The 13,683-nt window shown below is 61.9% G+C and carries 14 protein-coding genes and 1 pseudogene; 11 read left to right on the top strand and 4 right to left on the bottom strand.

Annotation, left to right across the window (positions count from 1 at the left end; translation table 11 throughout):
* Positions 1 to 146: 146 nt before the first annotated feature.
* The 10 genes from urtB (at position 147) to ureC (ending at position 8,974) form a co-directional block, all read left to right on the top strand.
* Positions 147 to 1,649, top strand: a complete 1,503-nt coding sequence (gene urtB / locus ACZZZ4_RS11860; protein WP_463547871.1) for an urea ABC transporter permease subunit UrtB — start codon at positions 147 to 149, stop codon at positions 1,647 to 1,649.
* Positions 1,649 to 2,728 (top strand): urea ABC transporter permease subunit UrtC, encoded by a 1,080-nt coding sequence (urtC, locus tag ACZZZ4_RS11855; protein ID WP_129998152.1) that lies wholly within the window; start codon positions 1,649 to 1,651, stop codon positions 2,726 to 2,728. Before urtB ends, urtC begins: the two co-directional genes overlap by 1 nt.
* On the top strand, positions 2,725 to 3,594 hold the full coding sequence (urtD, locus tag ACZZZ4_RS11850; RefSeq protein ID WP_016771888.1) for an urea ABC transporter ATP-binding protein UrtD: 870 nt from the start codon (positions 2,725 to 2,727) through the stop codon (positions 3,592 to 3,594). Before urtC ends, urtD begins: the two co-directional genes overlap by 4 nt.
* A 116-nt stretch (positions 3,595 to 3,710) precedes the next feature.
* Complete coding sequence (gene urtE, locus ACZZZ4_RS11845) at positions 3,711 to 4,409, top strand: urea ABC transporter ATP-binding subunit UrtE (protein ID WP_039756988.1); 699 nt, start codon at positions 3,711 to 3,713, stop codon at positions 4,407 to 4,409.
* A gap of 44 nt (positions 4,410 to 4,453) precedes the next feature.
* A complete protein-coding gene (locus ACZZZ4_RS11840; RefSeq protein ID WP_039756987.1) occupies positions 4,454 to 5,293 on the top strand; it encodes an urease accessory protein UreD in 840 nt (279 codons plus the stop codon).
* 156 nt (positions 5,294 to 5,449) lie between these two features.
* A complete protein-coding gene (ureA, locus tag ACZZZ4_RS11835; RefSeq protein WP_003221215.1) occupies positions 5,450 to 5,752 on the top strand; it encodes an urease subunit gamma in 303 nt (100 codons plus the stop codon).
* A 9-nt stretch (positions 5,753 to 5,761) separates the two neighbouring features.
* Positions 5,762 to 6,295, top strand: a complete 534-nt coding sequence (locus ACZZZ4_RS11830) for an N-acetyltransferase family protein (protein ID WP_463547870.1) — start codon at positions 5,762 to 5,764, stop codon at positions 6,293 to 6,295.
* 5 nt (positions 6,296 to 6,300) lie between these two features.
* A complete protein-coding gene (locus ACZZZ4_RS11825; protein WP_039756982.1) occupies positions 6,301 to 6,837 on the top strand; it encodes a GNAT family N-acetyltransferase in 537 nt (178 codons plus the stop codon).
* A complete protein-coding gene (locus tag ACZZZ4_RS11820) occupies positions 6,834 to 7,142 on the top strand; it encodes an urease subunit beta (protein ID WP_016771893.1) in 309 nt (102 codons plus the stop codon). Before ACZZZ4_RS11825 ends, ACZZZ4_RS11820 begins: the two co-directional genes overlap by 4 nt.
* A 131-nt stretch (positions 7,143 to 7,273) precedes the next feature.
* Complete coding sequence (gene ureC, locus ACZZZ4_RS11815) at positions 7,274 to 8,974, top strand: urease subunit alpha (RefSeq protein ID WP_463547869.1); 1,701 nt, start codon at positions 7,274 to 7,276, stop codon at positions 8,972 to 8,974.
* A 189-nt stretch (positions 8,975 to 9,163) separates the two neighbouring features.
* On the opposite strand, the gene ACZZZ4_RS11810 is transcribed toward ureC, so the two are convergent.
* Both ACZZZ4_RS11810 and ACZZZ4_RS11805 read right to left on the bottom strand, forming a co-directional pair.
* A complete protein-coding gene (locus ACZZZ4_RS11810; protein ID WP_039756978.1) occupies positions 9,164 to 9,469 on the bottom strand; it encodes a chaperone modulator CbpM in 306 nt (101 codons plus the stop codon).
* Positions 9,470 to 9,492: 23 nt separating this feature from the next.
* Positions 9,493 to 10,436: pseudogene (locus ACZZZ4_RS11805) on the bottom strand (DnaJ C-terminal domain-containing protein).
* Positions 10,437 to 10,726: 290 nt separating this feature from the next.
* Between ACZZZ4_RS11805 and ACZZZ4_RS11800 the strand changes: the two are divergent.
* A complete protein-coding gene (locus ACZZZ4_RS11800; RefSeq protein WP_039756976.1) occupies positions 10,727 to 11,995 on the top strand; it encodes an Hsp70 family protein in 1,269 nt (422 codons plus the stop codon).
* 114 nt (positions 11,996 to 12,109) lie between these two features.
* Here ACZZZ4_RS11800 and ACZZZ4_RS11795 read toward each other — a convergent pair whose 3' ends face one another.
* Together ACZZZ4_RS11795 and ACZZZ4_RS11790 are read right to left on the bottom strand one after the other, a co-directional pair.
* Positions 12,110 to 13,123: an AI-2E family transporter gene (locus tag ACZZZ4_RS11795; RefSeq protein WP_039756974.1), complete on the bottom strand. Its 1,014-nt coding sequence runs from the start codon at positions 13,121 to 13,123 to the stop codon at positions 12,110 to 12,112.
* 204 nt (positions 13,124 to 13,327) lie between these two features.
* A complete protein-coding gene (locus ACZZZ4_RS11790; RefSeq protein WP_415763770.1) occupies positions 13,328 to 13,633 on the bottom strand; it encodes a PsiF family protein in 306 nt (101 codons plus the stop codon).
* Positions 13,634 to 13,683: the final 50 nt, after the last annotated feature.

Below are 13,683 nucleotides of genomic sequence, written 5' to 3'. Positions count from 1 at the left end.
GTTGCGAAGCAGCCCCAAAGCCATCGGTCGCGGTGTATCAGATTGATCGCGTCGACCGATATCACGACTGCTTCGCAGCCGAACGGGGATAAATCCCCTCGCCACAAAGGCTCGCTCCCACAATGTCCGCGTCAAGGCGACTGACTATGCCCACTGCCCTTTTCCGATTCATCTGTGCCATCGCACTGTTACTGCCAATCCTGGCCCACGCCGGCGACGCCGAAGACTTCGTCGCGGCCAATCCGATGCAACAGGCCAAGCTCCTGGAAGCCTGGGCCGCGCAGCCCGATCCGGCGCGTATCGAATTGCTCAACGCCCTGCAGCAAGGCGAGCTGAGTATCGACGGCCAGCCAAAAACCCTGCGCCTGAACAATCGCCTGCGGGGTCTGATCGACACCGCGATGGCCAGCCATCAGTTGCTCGCCGCCGACGCGAAAATCCGCCTGAGCGCCGCGCAGCAATTGCAGAAAAGCGCGAAACCCGCGCAGCTGAAATTCCTCGACCGGCAACTTGCCGGGGAAAAAGACCAAAGCGTGCATGCCGCCCTGAGCCTGGCGCTGGCCAATCTGCAACTGGTCGACAGCGACCCGGCGGTGCGCCTTGCAGCGGTGCGGTTGCTCGGTGAAACCGGCGATCCGCTGGCACGCACACGTCTTGAAGGCCTGCTTGAACCGGGCGTGGAAAGCGATGCCGGCGTGCGTACCGCCGCCGAAACCAGCCTCGCTCAGGTCAAGCGCAAACTGCTGATCGGCGAAGTGCTCGGCCAGGCCTTCAGCGGCATGTCGCTGGGCTCGATTCTGCTGCTTGCCGCCCTCGGCCTGGCGATCACCTTCGGTTTGCTCGGGGTGATCAACATGGCCCACGGCGAGATGCTGATGCTCGGCGCCTACTCGACCTACGTGGTGCAGCTGATGTTCCAGCGCTACGCGCCGCAGGCCATCGAGTTCTATCCGCTGATCGCGCTGCCGGTGGCGTTTTTCGTCACGGCCGCCATCGGCATGGCGCTGGAGCGCACGGTCATCCGCCATCTCTATGGCCGGCCGCTGGAAACCCTGCTCGCGACCTGGGGCATCAGCCTGATGCTGATTCAGCTTGTGCGTTTGTTGTTCGGTGCGCAGAACGTTGAAGTGGCCAACCCGGCGTGGCTGTCCGGCGGCATCCAAGTACTGCCCAATCTGGTGCTGCCGTACAACCGCATCGTCATCATCGCTTTCGCATTGTTCGTGGTGGTGCTGACCTGGCTGCTGCTGAACAAGACCCGCCTCGGCCTCAACGTGCGTGCGGTCACCCAGAACCGCAACATGGCCGCCTGCTGCGGTGTGCCGACCGGGCGCGTGGACATGCTCGCCTTCGGTCTCGGCTCGGGCATCGCCGGCTTGGGCGGCGTGGCGCTCAGCCAGATCGGCAACGTCGGTCCCGACCTTGGCCAGAGCTACATCATCGACTCGTTCCTGGTGGTGGTGCTCGGCGGCGTCGGGCAACTGGCCGGTAGCGTGCTCGCCGCATTTGGCTTAGGCATCGCCAACAAGATTCTCGAACCGCAGATCGGTGCGGTGCTCGGCAAGATCCTCATCCTCGCGCTGATCATTCTGTTCATTCAGAAACGTCCGCAAGGTCTCTTCGCACTGAAAGGACGGGTGATCGACTGATGAACCAGCCTCTATTAGTCACGGCCACACAAAAGGCCGGGCCGAAAGCCACGCTCGCGGTCGGCGGGGTGATCCTCGCGCTGCTGATCGTTCTGCCGCTGCTCTCGTTGTTGTCGCCAGACAATGCCCTGCACGTCTCGGCCTACACGCTGACCCTGGTCGGCAAAATCCTCTGCTACGCCATCGTTGCTCTGGCGCTGGATCTGGTCTGGGGTTACGCCGGCCTGCTGTCGCTGGGCCACGGTCTGTTCTTCGCCCTCGGCGGTTATGCGATGGGCATGTACCTGATGCGTCAGGCCGCCGGCGATGGCTTGCCAGCGTTCATGACTTTCCTGTCGTGGAGCGAATTGCCGTGGTACTGGAGCGGTACCAGCAGCTTCCTCTGGGCCATGTGTCTGGTGGTGCTGGCGCCGGGTCTGCTGGCGCTGGTGTTCGGCTTTTTCGCCTTCCGTTCGCGAATCAAGGGCGTGTATTTCTCGATCATGACCCAGGCGCTGACCTTCGCCGGCATGCTCCTGTTTTTCCGCAACGAGACCGGGTTTGGCGGCAACAACGGTTTCACCAATTTCCGCACGATTCTCGGTTTCGGCATCACCGAACCGGGCACACGCGCGGCGCTGTTTCTGGCCACGGTGTTGCTGCTGGTGGTGAGCCTGTTCATCGGCTGGCGCCTGGCGCAGAGCAAGTTCGGTCGCGTGCTGACCGCGTTGCGCGATGCGGAAAACCGTTTGATGTTCTGCGGCTACGACCCGCGCGGTTTCAAGCTGTTCGTCTGGGTGCTGAGTGCGGTGTTGTGTGGACTGGCCGGCGCGTTGTACGTGCCGCAAGTCGGCATCATCAACCCCAGCGAAATGTCGCCGACCAACTCGATCGAAGCGGCGGTATGGGTGGCCCTTGGCGGGCGCGGCACGCTGATCGGGCCGTTGCTCGGCGCCGGCGTGGTCAACGGAATGAAGAGCTGGTTCACCGTGGCCTTCCCGGAATACTGGCTGTTCTTCCTCGGCGCGCTGTTCATCGTCGTGACGTTGTACTTGCCCAAGGGTGTGATCGGCCTGCTGAAGAAACGAGGTGAACAATGAGAGTCACAGCGAGTGCGGAATTCATGCTCGAACCGGCGTTTTTCCCTGTGGAACCGAACAAGGACGAAGGCACCAGCCGCGACTCGATCGGCCTCGGCCAGCGCGTCGGCCCCGGCCTCGATACGCGTCACGGCACGATCCTGACCCTGGAAGACATCAGCGTCAGCTTCGACGGCTTCCGTGCACTGAACAATCTCAACCTGTACATCGGCGTCGGCGAACTGCGCTGCATCATCGGCCCCAACGGCGCCGGCAAGACCACGCTGATGGACGTGATCACCGGCAAGACCCGGCCCAGCCACGGCAAGGCCTGGTTCGGCGAAACCCTGGACCTGACGCAGATGAGCGAAGTGCAGATTGCCCAGTCCGGCATCGGCCGCAAGTTTCAGAAACCGACGGTATTCGAAGCCTTGAGCGTGTTCGAAAACCTGGAGCTGGCGCAGAAGACCGACAAGTCGGTGTGGGCCAGTTTACGTGCGCGCCTGAGTGGCGAGCAGAAGGATCGCATCAGCGAAGTGCTCGAGACGATTCGCCTGACCACCTCGGTCAATCGCCAGGCCGGGCTGTTGTCCCACGGCCAGAAGCAGTTCCTCGAGATTGGCATGCTGCTGATGCAGGACCCGCAATTGCTCCTGCTCGACGAACCGGTGGCGGGCATGACCGACGCCGAAACCGAGTTCACCGCCGAGCTGTTCAAGTCGCTGGCCGGCAAGCATTCGCTGATGGTGGTCGAGCACGACATGGGTTTTGTCGGCTCGATTGCCGACCACGTCACCGTGCTGCATCAGGGCAGCGTGCTGGCCGAGGGCTCGCTGGAGCAGGTGCAGGAAAACGAGCGAGTGATCGAGGTCTACCTGGGCCGATGAATCGGCCAGCTGCAAGCGACAAGCTTCAAGCAGCAAGTAAAAGCAAAGTCATAAACAGCACTGCTCTTGCTTGCAGCTTGCAGCTTGCGGCTTGAAGCCCAACTAACGGAGTTCCGATGCTACAGGTCCAACAACTTCATCAGTACTACGGCGGTAGCCACATCCTGCGCGGCCTTTCGTTTGACGTGAAGGTTGGCGAAGTCACCTGCCTGCTCGGCCGTAACGGCGTGGGCAAGACCACCCTGCTCAAATGCCTGATGGGCCTGTTGCCGGCCAAGGAAGGCGCGGTGAATTGGGAAGGCAAACCGATCACCACGTTCAAACCGCATCAGCGTGTGCAGGCCGGTATCGCCTACGTGCCGCAGGGTCGTGAGATCTTCGGCCGGCTGACCGTGGAAGAAAATCTGCTGATGGGTCTGTCGCGGTTTCCAGGCTCAGAAGCCAAGGAAGTTCCAGGTTTCATCTACGAACTGTTCCCGGTGCTGCTACAAATGAAGCAGCGCCGTGGCGGCGATCTGTCCGGCGGTCAGCAACAGCAGTTGGCGATCGGTCGTGCATTGGCCAGCCGACCACGCCTGCTGATTCTCGATGAGCCGACCGAAGGCATTCAACCCTCGGTGATCAAGGAAATCGGCGCGGTGATCAAGCAGCTCGCGGCGCGCGGTGACATGGCGATTCTGCTGGTCGAGCAGTTCTACGACTTTGCCGCCGAACTGGCCGATCAATACCTGGTGATGTCGCGGGGCGAGATCGTCCAGCAGGGTCGCGGTGAACATATGGAGGCCGAAGGTGTACGCGGGCTGGTCACGATCTAACGCGGCGGTCTAATCTGTAGCTTCCTAACGATAATCACAAAACCATGAATTCGATTGTTGCACCTGCCCTGTTTACCCCGAGCTGGCACGCCAAGCTGGAACTGGCCTACGCGCGTTTCGGCGATTGCACGCGCCCGGTCATGCGCCGCCACCTCGGCCCGCTGCGCGTGCAAAAGCATCTGTACGCCGAAGGCCCCGAGGTCTGCCAGCACATCATCGTCCATCCACCGGGCGGAATTGCCGGTGGTGATCGTCTGGATATCAGCGCTCGCGTCGAAACCAACGCCTGGGCGCAAATCACCAGCCCTGGCGCGGCGAAGTGGTATCGCGCCGGTGGGCCGGCTTATCAACAACTCGATCTGCGCGTGGCCGCCGGCGCGACACTGGAATGGCTGCCGCAGGAAACCATCGTCTACAGCGCCGCGCAGGCTGAGTTGACCACGACCATCGACCTTGAAGGTGACGCACGGCTGTTTTATTGGGACGTGGTCGCGCTCGGTCGTCCGGCCAGCGGCGAGCGTTTCGACCTCGGGCATTTTCAGGCGCACCTGGACATCCGCCGCGATGGTCGGTTGCTCTGGCATGAACGGCAGCGCATTGTCGGCAACGACGGGTTGCTCGACTCGCCAATCGGCCTGGATGGCAATCCGGTGTTTGCGACGCTGCTGGTGACCGGTGAGATTGAGGCCGGGTTGCTGGAGCGTTGCCGCTCGCTGGGGCACGAAGTGCGTGGTGATTTGACCCAGTTGCCGGGTTTGCTGGTGGCGCGGTGTCTGGCCGGTGAAGCGTTGCTCGCGCGTGCGTGGCTGATTGAGTTATGGCGACTGCTAAGACCTGTGCTGCTGGGCCGCGAAGCCCAGCCACCGCGAATCTGGAACACCTGAAATGCAATCCAAGTGTGGGAGCGAGCCTGCTCGCGAAAGCGTCATGTCAGCCACCCCATACGCTGAATATGAAACCGCATTCGCGAGCAGGCTCGCTCCCACAGGGGATGTGCGCAATCAGACAATTTTTCAATCTGCCCTGATGGAACCCGAACCATGGACCTGACCCCACGCGAAAAAGACAAGCTGCTGATCTTCACCGCCGGCCTCGTTGCTGAGCGGCGGCTGGCCCGTGGCGTTAAACTCAATTACCCGGAAGCCATGGCCTACATCTCTGCCGCGCTGCTCGAAGGTGCGCGTGACGGCCAGACCGTGGCCGAGCTGATGCACTACGGCACCACCCTGCTCAGCCGCGAGCAAGTGATGGAAGGCATCCCGGAAATGATCCCGGAGATCCAGGTTGAGGCGACGTTCCCCGACGGCACCAAACTGGTCACCGTTCACCAGCCGATCGTCTGAGGCCGCACCATGACTTACAGCATTCGCGATGCGAGCCGGGTCGACTTGCCAGCGATCCGCGACATCTACAACGACGCCGTGCTCAACACCACGGCGATCTGGAACGAACAAGCGGTCGACCTCGGCAATCGCCAGGCATGGTTCGACGCGCGTCAGTTGCAGGCGTACCCCATTCTGGTGATCGTCGACCGCGAAAACGCAGTGCTGGGTTACGCCTCGTTCGGCGACTGGCGGCCGTTCGACGGTTTCCGCCACACCGTCGAGCACTCGGTGTACGTGCGCAGCGATCAACGCGGCAACGGCCTCGGCCCGCAGCTGATGACCGCGCTGATCGAACGCGCCCGCGCTTGCGGCAAACACGTCATGGTTGCCGCCATCGAGAGTGGCAATGCCGCCTCGATCCGCCTGCACGAACGCGCCGGTTTCCGCATCACCGGGCAGATGCCGCAGGTCGGCACCAAGTTCGGCCGCTGGCTCGATCTGACCTTCATGCAGCTGACCCTCAACCCCGGCGCTCCGCCGCCGGATGCCCACAAGGAGTGATGTCGATGAACGCTGCCCAGTTGCGCCGCGTCAATGCTGAGAGCTTTGCCCACTACCGCCAGGGGCTGATCGATCTGCTACTCGATGCCGTCGGTTACGGCGCCAGCGTCGGTTTCATGGCCGACCTCGATGCCGCCCAGGCGCGCGCCTATTTCGATGAGGTGCAGGACAACGTCAACAAGGGCAACACGCTGCTGTGGGTGGTGGTCAAGGACGAGCAGGTGCTGGCCAGCGTGCAATTGGGCCTGTGCCAGAAAGCCAATGGTCTGAACCGCGCCGAAGTGCAGAAACTGCTGGTGCGCGAACACGCGCGGCGCCGTGGCCTCGGTCAGCAACTGATGCAGGCGCTGGAACTGGAGGCGCCGAAACACAAGCGCGGCATGCTCTATCTCGACACCGAGGCCGGCTCGCCGGCAGAAAATTTCTACCGGGCGCTGGGCTACGTCCGCGCCGGCGAAATCCCTGATTACGCCTGCGATCCCAACGGCACCTATCGCCCGACCGCTCTCTATTACAAAGTCCTGCAAGGAGCCCAGCGATGATTCCTGGCCAATACCAGATCCAGCCCGGCGACATCGAGCTCAACGTCGGCCGCCGCACCGTGAGCCTGAAAGTCGCCAACAGTGGTGACCGGCCGATCCAGGTCGGTTCGCACTTCCACTTTTTCGAAACCAACGACGCGCTGACCTTTGATCGCGCGGCCAGTCGCGGCATGCGCCTGAACATTCCCGCCGGCACCGCCGTGCGCTTCGAGCCAGGCCAGAGCCGTGAGGTCGAGCTGGTCGATTACGCCGGGCATCGCCGGGTGTTCGGCTTTGCCGGCCGCATCATGGGCGATCTCGACTGACGGATCGTTCCCACGCTCCGCGTGGGAATGCATCCCGTGACGCTCCGCGTCACAAAAGGCGGACGCAGAGCGTCCATGGCGGCATTCCCACGCAGAGCGTGGGAACGATCATTGAATCCCAAGGCAAGCACATGAAGATTTCTAGAAGCGCCTACGCCGACATGTTCGGCCCCACCGTCGGCGACAAGGTGCGCCTGGCCGATACCGAGCTGTGGATCGAGGTCGAAAAGGACTTCACCACCTACGGCGAAGAAGTGAAATTCGGCGGTGGCAAAGTCATCCGCGACGGCCAGGGCCAGAGCCAGCTGCTCGCCGCTGAAGTGGTCGACACGCTGATCACCAACGCGCTGATCATCGACCATTGGGGCATCGTCAAGGCCGACGTCGGCCTCAAGGACGGGCGCATCGCTGCGATCGGCAAGGCCGGCAACCCCGACGTGCAGCCCGACGTGACCATCGCCATCGGCGCCGGTACTGAAGTGATTGCCGGCGAAGGCATGATCCTCACCGCTGGCGGCATCGACACGCACATCCACTTCATCTGCCCGCAGCAGATCGAAGAAGCGCTGATGAGCGGCGTCACCACCATGATCGGCGGCGGCACCGGCCCGGCTACCGGCACCAACGCCACCACCTGCACCTCCGGCCCGTGGCATCTGGCGCGCATGCTCCAGGCCGCCGATGCGTTCCCGATGAACATCGGCCTGACCGGCAAAGGCAATGCCAGCCTGCCGGAACCGTTGATCGAACAGGTCAAGGCCGGCGCCATCGGCCTCAAACTGCACGAGGACTGGGGCACCACCCCGGCGAGCATCGACAACTGCCTCAACGTCGCCGACCAGTACGACGTGCAGGTGGCGATCCACACCGACACCCTCAACGAATCCGGTTTCGTCGAAACCACCCTCGGCGCATTCAAGGGGCGCACCATCCACACTTATCACACCGAAGGTGCCGGTGGCGGCCACGCGCCGGACATCATCAAGGCCTGCGGCTTCCCCAACGTGCTGCCGAGTTCGACCAACCCGACCCGGCCGTTCACTCGTAACACCATCGACGAACACCTCGACATGCTGATGGTCTGCCACCACCTCGACCCGAGCATCGCCGAAGACGTCGCGTTTGCCGAAAGCCGTATCCGCCGCGAAACGATCGCCGCCGAAGACATCCTCCACGACCTCGGCGCGTTCTCGATGATCAGCTCCGACAGTCAGGCCATGGGCCGCGTCGGCGAAGTCATCACGCGCACCTGGCAGACCGCCGACAAGATGAAAAAGCAGCGCGGTCCGCTGCCCCAGGATGACGAGGGCAACGACAACTTCCGCGCCAAACGCTACATCGCCAAATACACGATCAACCCGGCAATCACCCACGGCATCAGCCATGAAGTCGGTTCGATCGAAGTTGGCAAATGGGCGGACCTGGTTCTCTGGCGTCCGGCGTTCTTTGGCGTCAAGCCGACGCTGATTCTCAAGGGCGGCGCGATTGCCGCCAGCCTGATGGGCGACGCCAACGCCTCGATTCCGACGCCGCAACCGGTGCACTATCGCCCGATGTTCGCCAGCTACGGCGGCTCGCTTCACGCCACCAGCCTGACCTTTATCAGCCAGGCGGCGCACGAAGCGGGATTGCCGCAAGCGTTGGGGTTGAAGAAGAAAATCGGCGTGGTGAAGGGATGTCGAGAGGTGCAGAAAACCGACCTGATCCACAACGACTATCTGCCGGACATCGATGTCGATCCGCAGACCTATCAGGTCAAGGCTGACGGCGTGTTGTTGTGGTGCGAGCCGGCGGAAACGTTGCCGATGGCGCAGCGGTACTTTCTGTTCTGATCACAAAAAAAGGCCCTTCAGGGCCTTTTCAATAATGAGTCAGAAACTCCGCGTCATCGTTCATCGCTGGCAAGCCAGCTCCCACAGTTTCTGCGTAGAACTGACATCCATGTTCCAACTCAAAAACCTGTGGGAGCTGGCTTGCCAGCGATGAGGCCAGATCAGCCAAGCGGAAAACATCAGCCTGAGCTACTCAACCACCAACCGCCCCAACCGCTGGCGCAACATGCGGTTTTCAGCACGCAACTCGCGCACCTCATCCAGCAGATCCAGCGCCAGGGCGACGCCTTCCCACTCCAGCTCCAGATCCCGGCGCAGCTTCGCCGCACGCTTGGCCAAGGCCAATTCGTAATCGGTGAAACGCCATTCCCGGGGCTGCGCGCCCTGAGGTTCGAGGATGCCGTGCTCGACGATTTCGATCACGTAGACGTCCGACAAATCGGCCGCCTCACAGAATTCTGCCAGGTCCAGTTGAACGATCAGGGGGCTGCTCATGATGGGCTACTCCGTCGTCGGGTTCAGAAGTTCTCTCGCGGGTTGAACGCGGCTTTCTTCGCCAGTTCCTGCCACAGCGCCTTGACCTCATCGTCGGACGCTTTCGGCATCACGGCCTTGAGCTGCACGAACAGATAACCGCGCTCGCCGGCCTTGTTCAGCAAGCCATGGCCCTTGGCGCGCATGCGCTGGCCGTTCTGGCTGCCGGCCGGGACCTTGAGGTTGATCTTGCCGGTCAGGGTCGGCACGGCCACTTCGGTGCCCAGCGCCAACTCCCATGGAGCCAGGGCAAGGTGATGATCAGGTTTTCGCCTTCAACATCGTATTTCGGATGCGGCGCAAACCGGATGGTCAGGTACAGATCGCCATTTGCCCCGCCACCGATGCCCGGTGCGCCCTGACCTTTCAGGCGGATCCGCTCGCCGTCGGTGACGCCGGCCGGAATCTTCACGTTCAGGCTCTTGCTGGTGTTGCTGACGTGCTGGCCGTGCGCGTTGTATTGCGGCACCTGGAAGGTGACTTTCTTCGATTCGTTCGACAGGGTTTCTTCGAGGAACACCGGCAATTCCATTTCCACGTCTTGCCCTCGGCGTCCGCGTGATTGGCGGCTCTCGGCGCCACCGAAACCGGGGCCGCGATTACCGAAGATCGAACTGAAGAAGTCCGAGAAGTCGCCGGTGTCGGCACCGCCGCCACCGAAACCGCCACGGCTCTGCCAGCCCGGTGGCCCCCGGAATGGCTGACCGTGCTGGCCATAACGGCGCAGTTCGTCGTATTCGGCGCGCTTGTCGGCACTTTTCAGCGCTTCATAGGCTTCCGAGGCGTCCTTGAACTTGGCCTCGGCGTCTTTTTCCTTGCTGACATCGGGGTGGTATTTGCGCGCCAGCTTGCGATAGGCCGCCTTGATGGCCTTGTCGTCGGCTGTCGGCTCCACGCCGAGTATCTTGTAATAGTCTTTGAAGTCCATTGAAGGATCACCATCCGTTATCGATTTCGCGCCGAGACCAGCGTGCGCCCGATTGGCGCGTGCCGGGTTGACCGATCTCAAGGTTGTGACCGGGTGGCGCCGCAGAAGTTTATCGGCAGTGGACGACGGTTCTTGCGACCGCCGGTGTGTCTGCCGGCCCATGCCAGCAAGTTTGGGGCGAAGCGGCGGTTTTCAACTGGGTTGGCGCGAAATAGCGGATGACCGGCCTTCGAATCTGCCGCGCACTGACATACACTGCGCGGCCGTTTTTTGACCGGAATCCGAAAGACATGAAAGACGCCTCTCCAGCCCGTGCCTGCGGCATCGACTTCGGCACGTCCAACTCCACCGTCGGCTGGCTGCGCCCCGGCATGGACACCATGATTGCGCTGGAAGACGACAAGATCACCCTGCCGTCGGTGGTCTTCTTCAACATCGAGGAGCGTCGCCCGGTTTACGGACGCCTGGCCCTGCACGAGTATCTGGAAGGCTACGAAGGCCGGCTGATGCGCTCGCTGAAAAGCCTGCTCGGTTCCAAGCTGATCAAGCACGACACCAGCGTCCTCGGCACGGCGATGCCGTTCAAGGATCTGCTCGGGCTGTTCATCGGCCAGCTCAAGAGCCGCGCCGAAGCCGCCGCCGGTCGGGAATTCGAGCAAGTGGTGCTGGGCCGTCCGGTGTTTTTCGTCGATGACGATCCACTGGCCGACCAGGAGGCCGAAGACACGCTGGTCGAAGTGGCGCGCAAAATCGGTTTCAAGGACGTGTCGTTCCAGTACGAGCCGATCGCGGCAGCGTTCGACTACGAGTCGACCATCGAAAAAGAAGAGCTGGTGCTGATCGTCGACATCGGCGGTGGTACCTCCGACTTCTCGCTGGTGCGCCTGTCGCCCGAACGCCGCGGTGTCGATAACCGTCACGACGACATCCTCGCCACTGGCGGTGTGCACATCGGCGGTACCGACTTCGACAAACAGCTGAGCCTGCAAGGCCTGATGCCGCTGTTCGGCTACGGCAGCCGCATGAAAAGCGGCGCATACATGCCGACCAGCCACCACATGAACCTGGCGACCTGGCACACGATCAACTCGGTGTACTCGCAGAAGTCCACGCTGGCGCTGGGCAGCATGCGCTACGACATCGAAGACACCGGCGGCATCGATCGCCTGTTCAAGCTGATCGAACAGCGCGCCGGGCATTGGCTGGCGATGGAAGTCGAAGAAACCAAGATCCAGCTGACCCACGCCGACAGCCGCCACGTGCCGCTGGACCGCATCGAAGCCGGGCTGAGCGTCGAGCTGAGCCGCGCGTTGTTCGAATCGGCAATCGAAGCCTTGCTGGAGCGCGTGCGCGGCAGCGTTACGCAGCTGTTGAATGACGCTGGCGTAGCAGTCGATCAAGTCGACACGGTGTTCTTCACCGGCGGTTCCAGCGGCATCCCGGCCCTGCGCAACAGCGTCTCGGCAATGCTGCCGAACGCGCGGCATGTCGAAGGCAACATCTTTGGCAGCATTGGTAGCGGTTTGGCGATCGAAGCCCGCAAACGCTATGGCGTTTAGGGGCAGCTGCAAGTTTTAAGCTGCAAGCTGCAAGTAAGAGCAAAAGCAAAAGCCACTGCGGCTCTCGCTTCTGCTTTTACTTGCAGCTTGAAGCTTGCAGCTCGAAGTTGCTTTTCAAACCATCCCGCCCAGTTTCAATTCGCTCTTCAGGTACGCGTAATAAATCGGCCCCGCCACCACCCCCGGCAAACCGAACGCGGCTTCGAACACTAGCATTGCCAGCAGCAATTCCCACGACTTGGCACTGATCTGCCCGCCGACGATGCGCGCGTTGAGGAAGTATTCGAGCTTGTGGATAACGATCAGGTAACCCAGCGCGGCGAGCGCTACCCAGATCGACAGCGACAGGCCGACGATGGTGATCAGCGTGTTCGACATCAGGTTGCCGATCACCGGCAACAGGCCGAGCAGGAAGGTCAGCACGATCAGGGTCTTGGTCAGCGGCAGCTTGATGCCGAACATCGGCAGGATCACAGCGAGGAAGATCCCGGTGAATACGGTGTTGAGCAGGGAAATCTTGATCTGCGCGAAGACGATATTGCGAAACGCCTGCACCAGCAGGTGCAAACGGTCGAACAAAGCGGCGGCCAACGGCTTGCGCTTGGTCACGTCGGGGATGCGCTGCAGGGCGATGATCGCGCCGAGGACCATGCCGATCAGCAGAGTGACGAACATGTGCGCAGCGTCCTTGCCGACCAGTTGCAGGTCGGCCAGATGCTTGCTCGCCCACTCGCCGATCGCTACACGAAATTCCGCCGCGCTGGCCGGCAGATAGGCGTCGATGAACGGCGGCAATTGCCCGCGCGCGCGATCGACCACGCCCATGAACTTGTCGAGCGAGGCGCCGGGGTTTTCCGCTTCATGCAGGAGGAAACTGATGGCGCCGGCGAAGATCAGCGCCAGCACACTCACCACCAGCGTGCCGAGCAGCGCCACCGCCAACCAGCGCGCACGCCGCCCTTCGATCAGCCGTTGCAATTGCGGGGTGAGCATGTTGACCAGCTCGAACACCAGCAACCCGGCCAGCAAGCTCGGCAACAGGCGCAGCGGCAGCACCAGCAACAGTCCGCCAAAAATGATGATGCAACTGACCCAGAACACAACATGACGCTGAGAAAACGTTGGCATACAGCCTCAAAACGAACGGCGTGAAAGGATGGGCAGTCTGCCAGCGATCCGGGGTTAGCACTAGGGATATGCGGGGCGTGGGAATGGCGGTGCATTCACCGACGCTTTCGCGAGCAGGCTCGCTCCCACAGGCGTGCGTGTTTCAAATCTGGGAGCGAGCCTGCTCGCGAAGAGGCCGGCACGCTCACCACATTATTTACCGTTTCACTTTTTCTTCAGACACTCACTCATGAACGCCTTGCGCGCATCACCGGTCAGCGCCTTGGTTTTCGCATCGGCATTGCAGGTAGTCATCTTCTGCTGTTGCGGCGTCAGCACCTTGCCATCGTTGGCCGCAGGCGCCGCTTTCAGGCAGGTGCTCATGAATGCCTTGCGCTCGTCGCCCTTGAGGCTCTTGGCGGTCGCATCGGCATTGCAGGTGGTCATCTTGTTCTGTTGCGCCGTGGCGGCGAAACCCTGGGAACACAGGAGCAGACCGATCATCAACAACGGCACACGCAACATCTTCATGGAGTTTTCTCCTTGTTGCCGCACCGATGGATGCGGCCTCTGTCGCAGTG

The sequence above is a fragment of the Pseudomonas sp. AC252 genome, from assembly GCF_979258105.1.
This window is presented reverse-complemented; position numbering and strand designations above follow the sequence as displayed.

Bases quoted from the DNA above. Each gene is read 5' to 3' on its own strand.
- ACZZZ4_RS11810 (WP_039756978.1), bottom strand. From the start codon at position 9,469: ATGAGCAGCCCCCTGATCGTTCAACTGGACCTGGCAGAATTCTGTGAG.
- urtE (WP_039756988.1), top strand. From the start codon at position 3,711: ATGCTACAGGTCCAACAACTTCATCAGTACTACGGCGGTAGCCACATC.
- urtC (WP_129998152.1), top strand. From the start codon at position 1,649: ATGAACCAGCCTCTATTAGTCACGGCCACACAAAAGGCCGGGCCGAAA.
- ACZZZ4_RS11820 (WP_016771893.1), top strand. From the start codon at position 6,834: ATGATTCCTGGCCAATACCAGATCCAGCCCGGCGACATCGAGCTCAAC.
- ureC (WP_463547869.1), top strand. From the start codon at position 7,274: ATGAAGATTTCTAGAAGCGCCTACGCCGACATGTTCGGCCCCACCGTC.
- urtB (WP_463547871.1), top strand. From the start codon at position 147: ATGCCCACTGCCCTTTTCCGATTCATCTGTGCCATCGCACTGTTACTG.
- ACZZZ4_RS11790 (WP_415763770.1), bottom strand. From the start codon at position 13,633: ATGAAGATGTTGCGTGTGCCGTTGTTGATGATCGGTCTGCTCCTGTGT.
- ACZZZ4_RS11840 (WP_039756987.1), top strand. From the start codon at position 4,454: ATGAATTCGATTGTTGCACCTGCCCTGTTTACCCCGAGCTGGCACGCC.
- urtD (WP_016771888.1), top strand. From the start codon at position 2,725: ATGAGAGTCACAGCGAGTGCGGAATTCATGCTCGAACCGGCGTTTTTC.
- ACZZZ4_RS11795 (WP_039756974.1), bottom strand. From the start codon at position 13,123: ATGCCAACGTTTTCTCAGCGTCATGTTGTGTTCTGGGTCAGTTGCATC.
- ACZZZ4_RS11800 (WP_039756976.1), top strand. From the start codon at position 10,727: ATGAAAGACGCCTCTCCAGCCCGTGCCTGCGGCATCGACTTCGGCACG.
- ACZZZ4_RS11825 (WP_039756982.1), top strand. From the start codon at position 6,301: ATGAACGCTGCCCAGTTGCGCCGCGTCAATGCTGAGAGCTTTGCCCAC.
- ureA (WP_003221215.1), top strand. From the start codon at position 5,450: ATGGACCTGACCCCACGCGAAAAAGACAAGCTGCTGATCTTCACCGCC.
- ACZZZ4_RS11830 (WP_463547870.1), top strand. From the start codon at position 5,762: ATGACTTACAGCATTCGCGATGCGAGCCGGGTCGACTTGCCAGCGATC.